This is a genomic window from Burkholderia sp. Cy-637 (assembly GCF_011753175.1).
GTDB classification, from domain to species: domain Bacteria; phylum Pseudomonadota; class Gammaproteobacteria; order Burkholderiales; family Burkholderiaceae; genus Burkholderia; species Burkholderia gladioli.
On the sequence record NZ_VWWC01000077.1, the window covers coordinates 18958 to 32803 of the forward strand.

The 13846-nt window shown below is 69.7% G+C and carries 12 protein-coding genes; 5 read left to right on the plus strand and 7 right to left on the minus strand.

Annotated features, from left to right (window positions below; all coding sequences use genetic code 11):
* Window positions 1–2: 2 nt before the first annotated feature.
* On the plus strand, window positions 3–917 hold the full coding sequence (locus F3J10_RS20055; RefSeq protein ID WP_167242837.1) for a LysR family transcriptional regulator: 915 nt from the start codon (window positions 3–5) through the stop codon (window positions 915–917).
* 69 nt (window positions 918–986) lie between these two features.
* Here F3J10_RS20055 and F3J10_RS20060 read toward each other — a convergent pair whose 3' ends face one another.
* On the minus strand, window positions 987–1451 hold the full coding sequence (locus F3J10_RS20060; RefSeq protein WP_025100722.1) for an Lrp/AsnC family transcriptional regulator: 465 nt from the start codon (window positions 1449–1451) through the stop codon (window positions 987–989).
* A gap of 183 nt (window positions 1452–1634) precedes the next feature.
* On the opposite strand from F3J10_RS20060, the gene F3J10_RS20065 reads away from it, so the two are divergent.
* Complete coding sequence (locus F3J10_RS20065; protein ID WP_025100721.1) at window positions 1635–2267, plus strand: LysE family translocator; 633 nt, start codon at window positions 1635–1637, stop codon at window positions 2265–2267.
* Between the two features lie 104 nt (window positions 2268–2371).
* On the opposite strand, the gene F3J10_RS20070 is transcribed toward F3J10_RS20065, so the two are convergent.
* Window positions 2372–3544: a gamma-butyrobetaine dioxygenase gene (locus F3J10_RS20070; RefSeq protein WP_166913876.1), complete on the minus strand. Its 1173-nt coding sequence runs from the start codon at window positions 3542–3544 to the stop codon at window positions 2372–2374.
* A gap of 139 nt (window positions 3545–3683) precedes the next feature.
* On the opposite strand from F3J10_RS20070, the gene F3J10_RS20075 reads away from it, so the two are divergent.
* From F3J10_RS20075 to F3J10_RS20085, 3 genes are all read left to right on the plus strand, one after another.
* The gene (locus F3J10_RS20075) at window positions 3684–4595 is read left to right on the plus strand and encodes a LysR substrate-binding domain-containing protein (protein ID WP_166913878.1); all 912 of its coding nucleotides are present in this window, start codon (window positions 3684–3686) and stop codon (window positions 4593–4595) included.
* A 228-nt stretch (window positions 4596–4823) separates the two neighbouring features.
* Window positions 4824–6416: a S53 family peptidase gene (locus F3J10_RS20080; protein WP_166913880.1), complete on the plus strand. Its 1593-nt coding sequence runs from the start codon at window positions 4824–4826 to the stop codon at window positions 6414–6416.
* A gap of 241 nt (window positions 6417–6657) precedes the next feature.
* Window positions 6658–8334, plus strand: a complete 1677-nt coding sequence (locus F3J10_RS20085) for a peptidase S1 (RefSeq protein WP_167242838.1) — start codon at window positions 6658–6660, stop codon at window positions 8332–8334.
* Window positions 8335–8457: 123 nt separating this feature from the next.
* Here the strand turns inward: F3J10_RS20085 and F3J10_RS20090 are convergent, their stop codons facing one another.
* The 5 genes from F3J10_RS20090 to F3J10_RS20110 form a co-directional block, all read right to left on the minus strand.
* Window positions 8458–10029, minus strand: coding sequence for an amidase (locus F3J10_RS20090; protein WP_025100716.1), 1572 nt, complete (start codon window positions 10027–10029; stop codon window positions 8458–8460).
* A 171-nt stretch (window positions 10030–10200) separates the two neighbouring features.
* Complete coding sequence (locus tag F3J10_RS20095) at window positions 10201–11373, minus strand: porin (protein ID WP_166913884.1); 1173 nt, start codon at window positions 11371–11373, stop codon at window positions 10201–10203.
* A gap of 320 nt (window positions 11374–11693) precedes the next feature.
* Window positions 11694–12323: a LysE family translocator gene (locus tag F3J10_RS20100; RefSeq protein WP_013689392.1), complete on the minus strand. Its 630-nt coding sequence runs from the start codon at window positions 12321–12323 to the stop codon at window positions 11694–11696.
* A gap of 44 nt (window positions 12324–12367) precedes the next feature.
* Window positions 12368–13222, minus strand: coding sequence for an ammonia-dependent NAD(+) synthetase (gene nadE, locus F3J10_RS20105; RefSeq protein ID WP_025100713.1), 855 nt, complete (start codon window positions 13220–13222; stop codon window positions 12368–12370).
* Window positions 13223–13340: 118 nt separating this feature from the next.
* Window positions 13341–13846, minus strand: a 506-nt coding sequence (locus tag F3J10_RS20110) for a DMT family transporter (RefSeq protein ID WP_167242839.1), incomplete at its 5' end; no start/stop codon positions are given.

The window sequence follows — 13846 nt, forward strand, 5'->3', positions numbered from 1 at the left end:
TCGTGCTGGGGAATCTGTCGACGCTGGATCTGCGCCTGATCCGGGTGTTTCTCGCGGTGGCCGACGCGGGCGGCGTGACCGCCGCGCAGGCGGTGCTCAACGTCGGCCAGTCGACCATCAGCGCCCAGTTGTCGTCGCTCGAGACGCGCCTGGGCTACCGGCTCTGCGAGCGCGGCCGCAGCGGCTTCCGGCTCACGCCCAAGGGCGAGCGCTTCCAGGCCATGAGCCGCAAGCTGCTGGTGGCGCTCGACGAGTTCGGCGGCGCCGCGCGCCATATGGACAAGCAACTGGTGGGCACGCTCAACATCGGCCTGATCGGCCACACGCCGATCAGCCAGAACGCGCGGATCGCCGAGGCGATCGCCGCGTTCCGCACCCGCGACGAGGCGGTGAAGTTCTCGATCTCGGTGCGCCCGCCGGGCGACCTGGAGGAAAAGCTGCTCGGCGACGAGATCCAGGTCGCGGTCGGCTATTTCTGGCATCGCGTGCCGGTGCTCGACTACACGCCGCTGTTCGTCGAGCGGCAGGTGGCCTATTGCGGGCGCGGGCACGCGCTGTTCGAGCAGGCGGGCGCCCTGGCCGCCGCCGACGTGGCCGGCCACGAATGGGCCTGGCGGACCTACCCGCTGCCCGAGGCGCAGCTCTCGACCTCGCCCGACCGCGTGACCGGCACCGCCGACAACATGGAGGCGGTGGCGCTGCTGATCCTCTCGGGGCACCACCTCGGCTACCTGCCCGAGCATTTCGCGGCGCCCTATGTCGCCCAGGGGCTGCTGGCGCCGCTCAATCCCGAGTTGCTCAACTACGACGTGACCTTCCACATGGTGGTGGCGCGCCGGGCGAAAAAGGACCCGATCGTGGCCGCCTTCCTCGAGGACCTGGCCAGCGCCCACCTGCGCGTGCCGGTTGCGCGCTGAATCTTCGCGGGCCGCGCTCCCAAGGGCGGCTCGTCTCCTTTCGCCGCCGCCGCGTCCCGCTCGGCCCGCTCAGCCGATCGGCAGGCCCTCGTCGGCCTTGACCTCGCGCAGCGACAGCACCGATTCCACCGAAGTGACGCCCGGCAGCACGCGCAGCGCGTCGCGCACGAAGCTGCCGTAATCGTCGAGGTCGCGCCCGATCACCTGTAGCAGGTAGTCGGCCGAGCCCGACACGTTGTGGCAGGAGAGGATGCGCGGCATCGCCATCACCTCGCGCTCGAAGCGGTCGGCGAGGCTGCGGTCGTGCACGGCGATGCGCAGCAGCACGAAGGCCACCACGCCGTAGCCGAGCCGCTTGCGCGATAGCTGGCCGCGATAGCGCTCCACGTAGCCTTCGGTTTCTAGCCGCTTCAGGCGGCGCGCGCAGGGCGTCTCGCTGAGGCCGACCGAATCGGCGAGGCGGGCGATCGGGATGCGGCCGTCGCGCTGCACCGCGGCGAGGATGGCGCGATCGGTTTTGTCGAGCTCGTTCATGGTGGGAGGGGATTCCTTCGTTCGATCTCGGGAATATAGAGGAATCACGCTCGGATGTGGGTGGAGCCGTCCGTAAATGGCTCAAAAACACTCCGGCGACACGGGCAAGATGGAAGCCGTTTCCAGCGTGGCCCGGCGCCGCGCGAGACCTGTCCAACCGTTTCCTGGCCGTCTTCCCGCACCATGATTTCGCTCCACCTGCTTGCCCTCTACGTCGCGGCGCTGGCCGCCATCTACGCCTTGCCCGGCCCCGACATGGCGCTGCTGCTGCAGACCGGCATCAACCGCGGGATGCGCCCCGGTTTCGCGGCGGCCGCCGGGCTCGGTATCGCGCGCGCCGTGCATGTGACGCTGTCGGCCTGCGGGGTGGCGGCCCTGCTGCGCACCGCGCCCTGGCTCTACGACCTGGTGCGTTACGGCGGCGCGGCCTACCTGGCCTATGTGGCCTGGCAGATCTTCCGCTCGCCGCCGTTCGCCATGAGCGCGGCGGCGGCAGCCGGCACGGCGCGCAGCGGCGCGTTGCGGCAGGCTTTCGTGAAAGGCTTGCTGACCAACCTGCTGAACCCCAAGGCGCTGCTGTTCTGCTCGGTGCTGCTGCCGCAGTTCGTGCGGCCCGAGGCGGGTTCGGTCGGCTTGCAGGTCAGCCTGCTCGGCGCGCTGCTGGTGGCTACCGGCATCGTCTTCGATTCGGCCTATGTGAGCGGCGCCTCGCGGATCGCGGCCTGGATGCGCGCGCATCCGCTGGCGCAGACGGTGCAGCGCTATACCTTCGCGCTCGCGCTGTTCGCGTTCGCGGCGCGGCTGTCGATGGATTGAGGAGGGCCGGGCGCCGGCTTGTGCTGCGCCAGGCTCGCCGCCTCGAACTCGCGTTCTGATTGCCCGGGTCGGCCAGCGGCTTGCCGCCCCGCCAGCCGCCCCGGCTATGCCCGCTCTCCCGCCTGTCGCTCCAGCACCCGGATCCGCGACAGCAACTCGTCCCGATCCACGTAGCAGCCCTGGAAATGCCGCGCGCCGCTGGCCGGATCGAAGGCATCGCGCGCGTGCAGCACGCGCCGGTTGTCGAAGCACCAGGCGCGGCCGGCCTCCAGGCGCATCCGGAAGCGGAAGCGCGGCTCGCGCGTCATCGCCAGGAAGCGACGATAGGCGCGGTAATAATCCTCCATCCGCTCGGCCTCGACATCGAAGGCGCCGCGCAGGAAGTTCGCGCAGCGGACCTCGGCGATCTCGCCGAGCGCATCGAGCGCGATCACCGGCGCGATGCATCGATAGTCGCTGCGCCGATCCTTGTTGCGAAACTCGACCGGCACCTCGCAGAGCAGCCGGTATAGATCCGGCGCTTCCTCGCGCATCGCCTCGGCGATCGCGAAGCCGTCGACGAAGCTGCTGTCGCCGCCGCGCGCGTCGTTGACCAGCGCATGCAGGAACTGCAGCCCCGGCTGCAGCTCGCGCGTCGGCAGATCGGTGTGCAGCGGCAGGTTGAACGCGGTATAGGCATTGCTATCGGCATCGAGCTTGGAGCGCACGTCGAACAGCGTGCCGAAGTTGGTTTCGCGCACGAAGGCGAAGCGCGCGACCAGGCGCGCCAGCGTGCCCGGCTCGGTCGGCATGCCGCGCAACTGCGTGAGCCCGACATCGCGCGCCGCGCCCAGCCAGGCCAGCAGCGTCGCGTCGTCCTCCATCACCGCGTCGTGCTCGAACACCGGCAGCGCCAGCCCGGCGCGCCAGCGTTGCGGCCGGGCGCGCGCCCGGCGGCGCTCGGCGCGCGAGGCGGCGTCGTAGGCATGCGCGCGCAGCCAGCCCGGATCGAAGCGGCTCGCGTGGCCATCGGCCCAGCGCACCGCGAGCGCACCGCCTTCGTCCACCCAGGCTTGCGTTGGGCGCAGGTCCTCGGGCGCGTCGACGATCTCGAATACCTGCTCGCGCGTCACGGCATACACGCAGTCGGGGCAGGGGCAGTTGTCGCGCAGCCAGGGATGGTGGAACGGGCTGAGGCGCCCGTCGCCCCAGGTCACGGCCAGGTGGCCGGCTTCCATTCGAACGGCTTGCAGCGGGCTGACCAGGGGATAGATGCGGTAATCGGCGATCGTGTTCATGGTGAAAGGCTTCCGGAAGCTGGCGGGGATCGGCAGACCCGTGAGGCGCGGCGAACGCGAGCTCACGCGTTGCCGATCTTCAGGCCGCCGCCGGCTGTGCTACAAACGATGTTTTCGTCGCCAGGTATTACCTGCAATCATGAATAAGCTCGGCAAGTCGCTGCCCCCGCTGGCCAGCCTGCTGCCCTTCGAGGCGGCCGCCCGCCTGGGCAGTTTCTCGCGCGCGGCCGCCGAGCTGCATTTGACCCAGGCCGCGGTCAGCCGGCAGATCCTCGCGCTCGAGCAGGACCTCGGCGTGCGGCTGTTCGAGCGCCGCAACCGCGGGGTCTTCCTGAGCGCCGCCGGGCAGGAATTTCATATGACCCTGGGTAATGCATTGCGCAGCATCGCGGCCGATGCCGACCGCTTGCGCGGGGTGGCCGCCGACAACGAGGTGGTGCTGCTCTGCCAGCTCAGCGAGGCGTTCCACTGGCTGATGCCGCGTCTGTCGAGTTTTCACCAGCGCTGCCCCGAGGTCGCCCTGAAGCTGGCCACCACCACCCGCCCGCTGGTCGAATTCGAAGGCCATTTCGATCTCGCCCTGCAGAGCAGCAATCGCGACAGCGGCCTGCATCCGCTGCTGTTCACCGCCTCGGACGAGGTGTTCCCGGTCTGCAGCCCCGCCTACCTGAAACGTCACGGCGGCCGTGTCGAGCCGGGCCGGCTCGGCGGCCACGTGCTGCTGCACCATCACGCGAGGCCGCCTTACCAGCTCGAATGGGATACCTGGCTGGCCGCCGCCGGCCATGCGCTGCCGGCCGACGCGCGCGGCCTGGTGTTCGACAGTTACGCGCTGATGCTGCAGGCCGCCGTCGAGGGACATGGCCTGGCGATCGGCTGGCGGCGCACCTCGGGACGCATGATCGAAAACGGCACGCTGGTCGCGCCGTGCAACGAATCGATCCGGCTGCCCGACGCCATCGCGGTGCATCGGCGCCACGGCCTGATCGAGCGCCCCGAGCTCGCGCGCTTCGTCGAATGGCTGCGCGAGGAACTGGCCGGACCCGATTGATCGGGCGGCAACGGTTTGTTGCATTTGTTGCTTTCCACAAGGCTCCGGCGCCCGGAAACGCGCGCGCGAGTTTGCCGCCACTGCTTTACACTCGTCTGGCCGTTCATATTCAGATCGATCGATTGCGGCGTCGCTGAGAGGACGCCGTCAACCTGCCGGAACCGAGTCGGGCAGGGCAGGTCGGATTTTCCGTAGTCCGTGCAACACGGTATCTAGGAGGGTCACAACATGGCAAGGCATCTTCACGCCGGCAGCGAACCTAAGGTCATCACGGAATCGAAGTGCATCGGCGCATGCGATCCCGCCGAGCGGATCCACGTGACGGTGATGCTGCGACGCGAGGGAGAACAGGCGCTCGACGCGCTGGTCGACAAGCTCGCCAGCGGCGACCCGGCCGCCAAGCCGGTATCGCGCGAGGATTTCGCCAAGCGTTTCGGCGCCAGGGCGGACGACATCCAGCACACCGAGGCGTTCGCCAAGCGCCACCAGCTGACGGTGGAGCGCGTCGATCCGGTGCAGAGCGTGGTGGAGCTGGCCGGCACCATCGCCCAGTTCGAGAATGCGTTCAGCGTCAAGCTCGAGAAGTACGAACATCATGCGATCGGCCCGTTCCGCGCGCGTACCGGCGCGATCGCGCTGCCCGACGAGTTGCACGACGCGGTCACCGCCGTGCTCGGCCTCGACACGCGCCCGCAGGCGCATCCCCACTTCCGCTTCCGTCCGCCGTTCCAGCCCGCGCGCAGCGGCGCCGGCACCTCGTATACGCCGCTGCAACTGGCCTCGATCTACAACTTCCCGGAAGGCGACGGCGCGGGCCAGTGCATCGCGCTGGTCGAGCTCGGCGGCGGTTATCGCGCGGCCGACATCCGGCAATATTTCGAGCAGCTCGGCGTCAAGGCGCCGAAGCTGGTCGACGTCAGCGTCAACGGCGGGCGCAACGCGCCGACCGACGATCCGAACGGCCCCGACGGCGAGGTCGCGCTCGACATCGAGGTGGCCGGCGCGATCGCGCCGGGCGCGACCATCGCGGTCTATTTCGCGGGCAACAGCGACGCGGGCTTCATCCAGTCGGTCAACCAGGCGATCCACGACAGCACCAACCGCCCCTCGGTGGTGTCGATCAGCTGGGGCGGCCCGGAAGCCTCGTGGACGCAACAATCGATCACCGCGTTCAACAACGTGCTGAAGACGGCCGCCTCGCTCGGCGTGACGGTCTGCGCGGCCTCGGGCGACAGCGGCTCGAGCGACGGGCTGCAGGACGGTTCGAACCATGTCGACTTCCCGGCCTCGAGCCCCTACGTGCTGGCCTGCGGCGGCACCACGCTGGACGCGCAGGCCGGGCAGGGGATCCGTCGCGAGGTGGTATGGAACGACGAGGCGGCCAGCGGCGGCGCGGGCGGCGGCGGCGTCAGCGCGGTGTTCCCGGCGCCCTCGTACCAGAAGGGGCTGTCGGCCAAGGCGACCGGCGGCGGCAGCACGCCGCTGAGCCAGCGCGGCGTGCCCGATGTGGCGGGCGATGCCTCGCCGACCACCGGCTACATCATCTCGATCGCGGGCACCTCCGCCGTGCTGGGCGGCACCAGCGCGGTGGCGCCGCTGTGGGCGGCGCTGATCGCGCGCATCAATGCCAACGGCAAGAGCCCGGTGGGCTGGGCCAATCCCAAGCTCTACGCGCAGCCGGGCGCGTTCCACGACATCACGCAGGGCAACAACGGCGCGTTCGCGGCGTCCGAGGGCTGGGACGCCTGCACGGGGCTCGGCAGCCCCGACGGCGCGAAGGTGGCGGCCGCGCTGCAAGGCGGCTCGGGCGGCTCGCGGTAGGGCCGCGCAACAGGCAGATAGGGCGGATAGGCAGGAGCGAGCCGCGGGCGAGCCGGCGCATGGGTGCCGGCCTGCTCGCGGCGAGTGGCGTCGCCGCCGCGCAGGCGGCAGGAAGAAGGCAACACGAGGGCAGGACCGTCGAGATCGGCGGCATGGCAAGGATCACCAGCACAGGACCAGCACCACAAGATCAAGCGCGGTTCATTCAAGCACGTTCGATAAAACCAGAAGGAGCGGCACGATGAGCAACCAATCGGGATCTTCGTCAAGCGGCGGCACCTACCCGCTGCATCATGGCGCGCACAATTCGCACGGCGTGCCGCCGACCGTCAATCCGGTCGCGCTCGCGCACGGCCGCGACCAACCCTTCTTCGATCCGGTCGCCTACGGCAACGGTCCCGACGATTCGGTCACCGACACCACCGAGGGTGAGGCCGTCACGCATCACACCATGTCGCTCGACGGCAAGCGGATCGCCTACACGGCCAGCGCCGGGCACCTGGTGACGGTCGACCCGAGCAGCTCGCAGCCCAACGCGAAGCTGTTCTACGTGGCCTTCACGCAGGACGGGCAGAAGGAGGAGGCGCGCCCCGTCACCTTCTTCTACAACGGCGGACCGGGTTCGTCGTCGGTGTTCGTGCTGCTCGGCTCGTTCGCGCCGCGCCGCATCCGCACCTCGATGCCGAGCTTCACGCCGCCGGCGCCGTACCAGATGGAGGACAACCCGGACAGCCTGCTCGACAAGAGCGACCTGGTGTTCGTGAACCCGGTCGGCACCGGCTATTCGGCGGCCGTGGCGCCGTTCAAGAATCGCAACTTCTGGGGCGTCGACGAGGATGCCGATTCACTCAAGCAGTTCATCAAGCGCTACCTGACGAAGAACAATCGCTGGAATTCGCCGAAGTACCTGTACGGCGAGTCCTACGGCACCGCGCGCAGCTGCGTGCTGGCCTACAAGCTGCACGAGGACGGCGTCGACCTGAACGGCATCACGCTGCAATCCTCGATCCTCGACTATCGCCAGGCCGGCAACCCGGTGGGCGCGCTGCCGACCGCCGCCGCCGATGCCTGGTACCACAAGCGGCTCGGCGTGACGCCCACGCCCACCGATCTCGGCGCCTTCGTCGAGGAGGTCGCGCAGTTCGCGCGCACCGACTACCTGGAGGCGCTGCGCAAGTTCCCGCAGACCGAGGCGGCGGTGGTGCAGAAGCTGTCCGAATACACCGGCATCGACACCGCCACGCTGCTGTCCTGGAGCCTCGACGTGGCCGGCTACGACGCGCGCGGCAACTCGGTGTTCCTGACCACGCTGTTGCGCGCGCAAGGGCTTTCGCTGGGTTCCTACGACGGGCGCGTGACGGCGATCTCCTCGGGCATCGCCGGCAATATCGATCCGAACTCCGGCGGCAACGACCCGACCATGACGGCCGTGACCGGCGTCTACACGGCGATGTGGAATTCGTATCTGAACGAGCAGTTGAAGTACACCTCGAACTCCGCGTTCACCGACCTCAACGACCAGGCCTTCGCGAACTGGGACTTCAAGCACACCGATCCGACCGGCGCGCAGGTGGGCCTGGACGACAAGGGCAACGTGGTGCTCTACACGGCCGGCGACCTGGCCGCGGTGATGGCGCTCAACGTCGATCTGAAGGTGCTGTCGGCGAACGGGCTCTACGACTTCGTCACGCCTTTCTACCAGACCGTGCTCGACCTGCAGCAGATGCCGCTCGAGGATGCCGGCGTGCGCAAGAACCTGTCGGCGCGTTTTTATCCTTCCGGGCACATGGTCTACCTGGACGGCGGCTCGCGCACCGCGCTCAAGCGCGACGTCGCGGCGATGTACGAGCACACCGTGGCGGATACCGGCGCGGTGATGCGGATTCGCGCGCTGCAGGCGAAGAAACGCGGCGGCTGAGCATCGCGTCCGCGTGGATGACGGGAAGTGGATGAAGGCCGGGCCTCGCATCGCGCGAGGCCCGGTTTTTTTGTTGGCGATCGCGGCCGATGGCGCGCGCGAGGCTCGCGCCGCCGGCCGCGCTCAGATCGATTCGCCGAGCGGCGGCTCGCTCGAATGCGCGCGGAACGAAGGATCGCGGCGCCATTGCGTGGCCTGCTCGAAGGCGTAGCCGTAGGCGAGCAGCCTTGCCTCGCTCCAGGCCGGCCCGACGAAGGACAGCCCCACCGGCAGGCCGCGCACGAAGCCGGCCGGCACCGTCAGGTGCGGATAACCGGCTACCGCGGCGGGCTGCGAGAAGCCGTCGCCGGCGCTGTCGCCGTTGACGAAGTCGGTCAGCCAGGCGGTGCCGCCGGTGGGCGCGATGATCGCGTCGAGGCGGTGCTGGCGGAACGCGTGGTCGAGGCCATCCTCGCGCGCCTGTTTCGCGCAGCTCGCCAACGCCTTGCGATAGACCTCGCTGTCGAGCCCGCCCAGCGCCTGCGCCTGGACGAACAGCTCCTGGCCGAACCAGGGCATCTCTCGCGCGCGATTTGCCTCGTTCCAGGCGATCAGCCCGGCGAGGTCCTTGATCGGCGCCGCCGGCGCGAACTGCGCCAGCCACAGCGGCAGCGCGTGCTTGAACTCGTGCAGCAGCACGCTCATTTCCTCGTCGCCGACATGCAGCTTGGGCAGCTCGATCGGATCGACGAGGGTGGCGCCCAGCTCGATCAGTTGCGCGATCGCGCGTTCGATCTCGCCGTCGATCTCGTCGTGCGAGGTGAAGTACTCGCGCGCCACGCCGATCCGCGCGCCGCGCAGCGCCCGGCTATCGAGCGCGGCGAGGTAGTCGTCGGGCGGCGGCGCGTCGTGGGTGGCCGCATCGCGCGGGTCGGTGCCGGCGATCGCCGCCAGCAGCCGGGCCGCGTCGGCCACCGTGCGCGTCATCGGGCCGGGCGTGTCCTGCGTGAAGGAGATCGGCACGATGCCGTCGCGGCTGACGCGGCCGACCGTCGGCTTCAGGCCGACGATGCCGTTGATCGAGGCCGGCGAGGTGATCGAACCGTCGGTCTCGGTGCCGATCGCCATCGCGGCGAGGCCGGCCGCCACCGCCGCGGCCGAGCCGGAGCTCGAGCCGCTGGTATTGCGGTCCAGCGCGTGCGGGTTGCGCGTGAGACCGCCGCGTCCGCTCCAGCCGCTGGTCGAGCGTGTCGAGCGGATGTTGGCCCATTCGCTGAGATTGGTCTTGCCGAGGATCACGGCGCCGGCCTCGCGCAGGCGCGCGACCAGGAAGGCGTCGCGCGTGGCGTGCACGCCGTCGAGCGCGAGCGAGCCCGCCGTGGTGCTCATCCGGTCGCCGGTCGCGAGGTTGTCCTTGATGACCAGCGCCGTGCCGTGCAGCGGGCCGCGCAAGCGGCCGGCGCGGCGCTCGGCGTCGAGCGCGGCCGCGATCGCTCGCGCGTCCGGGTTCAGTTCGATCAGGCTGTTGAGCCGTGGGCCGCGCCGGTCGATCGCGTCGATCCGGTGCAGGTAGTGCGCCAGCGCCGCGCTCGCGTCGAGCCGTGCCGGCGCATCGGCGTTAGCGCCGACGGGCAGGGCCGCGGCGGCCGCGCCCGGTTTCGCGGCGAGGCCGGCGCCGAGGGAGGCCAGGGAAGCGAGAAAGCGGCGTCGTTGCATGATGGGGATCGGTCAACGCGGAAAGCGCAAGCCTACCCGAAGCGCGGCGACGATCAAAAATCCTCGCTTCATGAACAGGAACGCCCGGCCGATCGGCCGGGCGGCTGGAAGGCGCGGGCCCGGCGGATGACCGGGCCGCGCACGCGAGGCGGGGCGCGCCGCGCTGCCGGCTTAGAAGCGATGCAGCATGCCGACGCGCACCACCGTCTGGTTCACGCCCGAGGAGGCGCCGGCCGAGGCGTCGATGATCTGCGCATCGTCGAAGCTGGTGCCGGTATGCGCGCTCACCGCGTGCTGGTAGGCGCCCTGCACGTAGAGCGAGGTGCGCTTGCTGAGGTCGTAGTCGAGCATCAGCGCGAGCTGGTGGTACTTCGGCGTGAAGTCGCCGTCCTGCGCGTGCAGGTGGGCGATCGTGAAGGTGTACGACGCGCCGAGCCAGAACGCCGAATTGAAGTAGTACTGCGAATTGACTTCGATGTTGTCGAACTTCCAGGCGTTCCAGGCCGCGCCGTTGGGCAGCGCGCTGTTGCTGAGCCAGACGTTGCTGGTCGGGTTGTAGACGTCGACGTGCGAATACGAGGCCGCCACCAGCACCTTGGTGAAGCGATAAGACACGGCCGCGCCGATGTTCTGCTCCGAGGAGCCGTTGAACAGGTCGCCCGAGCTGACCGCGCCGGTGCTCGTCGAGCCCTGGTTGTTCATGCGCAGGTAGGAGGCCGCCGCCGTCAGGCCGCCGTTCTGGTAGTTGAGCGTCGCGCCCCACAGCCGGTTGTTCGAGAAGCCGGTGGTGTTGCTGAAGCCGTACATGGCCTCGAAGGTCAGCCCGTTCCAGGTCGGGCTCACGTACTTGACCGAGTTGTTGACGCGGAAATCCCAGTCTTCGTTGTTGTTGTCGAAGGGTACCGTGGCCACGTCGCCGGCCCAGTTGCCGGCGGCCGTCAGCGAGGTATAGCCGAGCGGGTCGATGGTGATGTCGTACTGGCGGCCCAGCGTGACCGTGCCGTAGTGGTCCGAGGCCAGCCCCACGTAAGCCTGGCGACCGAATTCGCTGCTGTCCTGGCCGAGCTTGCCGGTGTTCACGTTGAAGCCGTTCTCGAGCAGGAACACCGCGTGGTTGCCGCCGCCCAGGTCCTCGTTGCCCTTCAGGCCCCAGCGGCTGCCACCGGTGTCGCCGCTGGCGAGCTGGTAGGCCGAGTGGCCGCCGGCGTTGCTGGTGAAGTTGAGGCCTTCGTCGATCAGGCCATACAGCGTCACGCTCGATTGGGCGTGGGCCGTCACGGCGAACAGCGTGGTGACGGCGGCCGCGATGCCGAGGGCGGTGTGCCGGAGCGTAGTGGTTGTCATGAGCTTCCCCTTCCTGATTGGTGGTCGTATCCGGGCTGTCTTGCGACGGATGACGGAGTGTAGGTAGAGGGAAAAACGGGTCGGGCGGGAACCCTGAAACTCAGACTTGCGTTGCCCGCAAGAGCGCGCCGGAGGCCTGACGGTGAAGGGATTTCATGAAATCGATGCGAGCGCGGCCGGGATGTTTCGTTGTATTTACGTTTTCGAACCCTTGACGGCCAATTGTTTCCTGTTCGTTGACGCCTGGCGATGCGATGTGATGCGCAAATGATGCCGCGCGCCGGCGCTGCGACGGGCACCGGCCGGGCGGGCCCGGCGGATCAGCGGATCAACTGGCGCAGGCCGAGCGCGACGATCACGCCGCCGCAGATGCGATCGGCCCAGGCCTTGCCGCGCCGGTAGGCGCTGGCCACTTCCGGGTGCGAGAGCACCACGGCGACGAAGCCGTACCACGAGGAGGCGACCACCAGCACCATCGACAGCATCGCGCCGAAGGTCGGCCAGGTGACGTGGGCGGGCGTGGCCGAGGCGAACACGGCGGCGAAGAAGGCGATCGACTTGGGATTCGCGATATTGGTGGCGACGCCCTGCACGAAAGCGCGGCGATGATCGACCGGGCCGGCCGCCTCGGCGGCGGCGGGGGCCGGCGAGGGCGCCGCCTTCGCGTTCAGCACCAGCCGCGAGCCGAACCAGATCAGGTAGCCGGCGCCGAGCAGCTTGACGGCGATCGCGATCCAGGGGAAGGCGGTGAACACGATGCCGACGCCGAGGATCGCGCAGCTCGCCCAGAACAGGTTGACCGAGACGATGCCGCCCACCATCGCGAGCGCGGCCGCGCGCGTCGAGGAGGCCGCCTTGTGGGCGACCGCGACGAAGTTCGGGCCGGGGATCACCACCCCGACCACGTAGACGGACAGCACCGTCAGCACCGCATGCCAGTCGATCAGCATCTTTCCAGGCTCCCAGCCATCGAGTCGAAGGAACGGCGCGGCGCTCAGGCGGCGGCGCCGGGCCAGTCGTGCAGCGTGTACGGCAGCGCGCGCTTGTGGCGCGTCGCATCGTAGAAGCGCAGCACGGTCTCGTAGACGTGGTCGTCCACCGGCTTGCCTTCCAGGAAATCGTCGATCTGGTCGTAGGTCACGCCGTAGGCGGTCTCGTCCGGCAGCAGCGGGCGCAGGGCCTCGAGGTCGGCGGTCGGCACCTTCATCACCAGCGCGTCGGCGCCGCCCAGGTGGCGTGCCACCGCGCGCACGCGGCGCTTGGTCAGGCCGGCCAGCGGCAGGATGTCCGCGCCGCCGTCGCCGAACTTGGTGAAGAAGCCCATCACCGATTCGGCCGCGTGATCAGTGCCGATCACGATGCCGCGCCGCGCGCCGGCCACCGCGTACTGCGCGATCATGCGCTCGCGCGCCTTGATGTTGCCGTGCACGAAGTCCTGTTGCGCCTCGTCGCGGAACACCAGGCCGCTGGCGGCGGTGGCGGCCAGCATGCCGTCGGCGGCCGGCCGGACGTCGACCGTCAGGTTCTCGTCGGCGGCCACGAAGGCCAGCGCGCGCTGCGCGTCTTCCTCGTCGCGCTGCACGCCGTAGGGCAGGCGCATCGCGATGAAGCGCGCGTCGTAGCCGCTCGCGCGCAGGCGCTCGACGGCCAGTTGGGCGAGACGGCCGGCCGTCGACGAATCGACGCCGCCGCTGATCCCGAGCACGTAGGTGGACAGGCCGGTCGAGCGCAGGTAGTCGGCCAGGAAGCCGATGCGGCGCTCGGCCTCCTCGGCGGCGTCGAAGCTCGGCGCCACCAGCAGTTCGGCGGCAATCGCGCGCTGCCGCGCGGCGTAATCGGGACGGGTCATCACGGTGTAGCTCTCCGGAACGGGGATCGGTCAGACGCGCATCATAAGCGCAATTGCGCGAGGTCGGCGCGATCCCGGGGCTGGCGTCGGGGGCAAGCGGGCCCCGGCGAGGCCCCGTTCAGCGCGACCAGCGCGCCAGCGCCACGCCCGCCAGCGCCACCGCGAAGCCGGCCAGTTGCAGCGCGCCGAGCGTCTCGCCGAACAGCCAGTAGCCCTGCAGGGCGGCCAGCGGCGGCGCCAGGAACATCAGCGAGGTGGCGCGCGCGGCGCCGCCGTGGCGCAGCAGCCAGACGAACAGCACGATCGCGCCGCCCGAGAGCATCGCGATGCCCCAGGCCAGGCCGAGCCAGAGCGTCGGCGCGGGCTGCCAGTGCGTTTCGCCGAGCGTCAGCGCGAAGGCGGCCGCCACCAGCGCCGCGCCGGCGTTCTGGATCGCCACCGCGGTGCGCAGGTCGGTCTGCGCCACGGCGCTCTTCTGGTACAGCGAGCCAGCCGTGATCGAGGCGATCGACAGCACGGCCACCAGCACCGTGAAGGCCGAGGCGCCGGCGGCGCCATGTGCGGTGGCCGGCGCGGCCAGCTTCGGCGCCAGCACCAGCGCGACGCCCGCCACGCCGAGCGCCA

What these genes read in the sequence shown, in the direction of transcription:
- F3J10_RS20100 (WP_013689392.1), bottom strand. Translation starts at nt 12,323, where the DNA reads ATGCTGATCGACTGGCATGCGGTGCTGACGGTGCTGTCCGTCTACGTG.
- F3J10_RS20075 (WP_166913878.1), top strand. Translation starts at nt 3,684, where the DNA reads ATGAATAAGCTCGGCAAGTCGCTGCCCCCGCTGGCCAGCCTGCTGCCC.
- F3J10_RS20095 (WP_166913884.1), bottom strand. Translation starts at nt 11,373, where the DNA reads ATGACAACCACTACGCTCCGGCACACCGCCCTCGGCATCGCGGCCGCC.
- F3J10_RS20085 (WP_167242838.1), top strand. Translation starts at nt 6,658, where the DNA reads ATGAGCAACCAATCGGGATCTTCGTCAAGCGGCGGCACCTACCCGCTG.
- F3J10_RS20090 (WP_025100716.1), bottom strand. Translation starts at nt 10,029, where the DNA reads ATGCAACGACGCCGCTTTCTCGCTTCCCTGGCCTCCCTCGGCGCCGGC.
- F3J10_RS20070 (WP_166913876.1), bottom strand. Translation starts at nt 3,544, where the DNA reads ATGAACACGATCGCCGATTACCGCATCTATCCCCTGGTCAGCCCGCTG.
- F3J10_RS20060 (WP_025100722.1), bottom strand. Translation starts at nt 1,451, where the DNA reads ATGAACGAGCTCGACAAAACCGATCGCGCCATCCTCGCCGCGGTGCAG.
- F3J10_RS20080 (WP_166913880.1), top strand. Translation starts at nt 4,824, where the DNA reads ATGGCAAGGCATCTTCACGCCGGCAGCGAACCTAAGGTCATCACGGAA.
- nadE (WP_025100713.1), bottom strand. Translation starts at nt 13,222, where the DNA reads ATGACCCGTCCCGATTACGCCGCGCGGCAGCGCGCGATTGCCGCCGAA.
- F3J10_RS20065 (WP_025100721.1), top strand. Translation starts at nt 1,635, where the DNA reads ATGATTTCGCTCCACCTGCTTGCCCTCTACGTCGCGGCGCTGGCCGCC.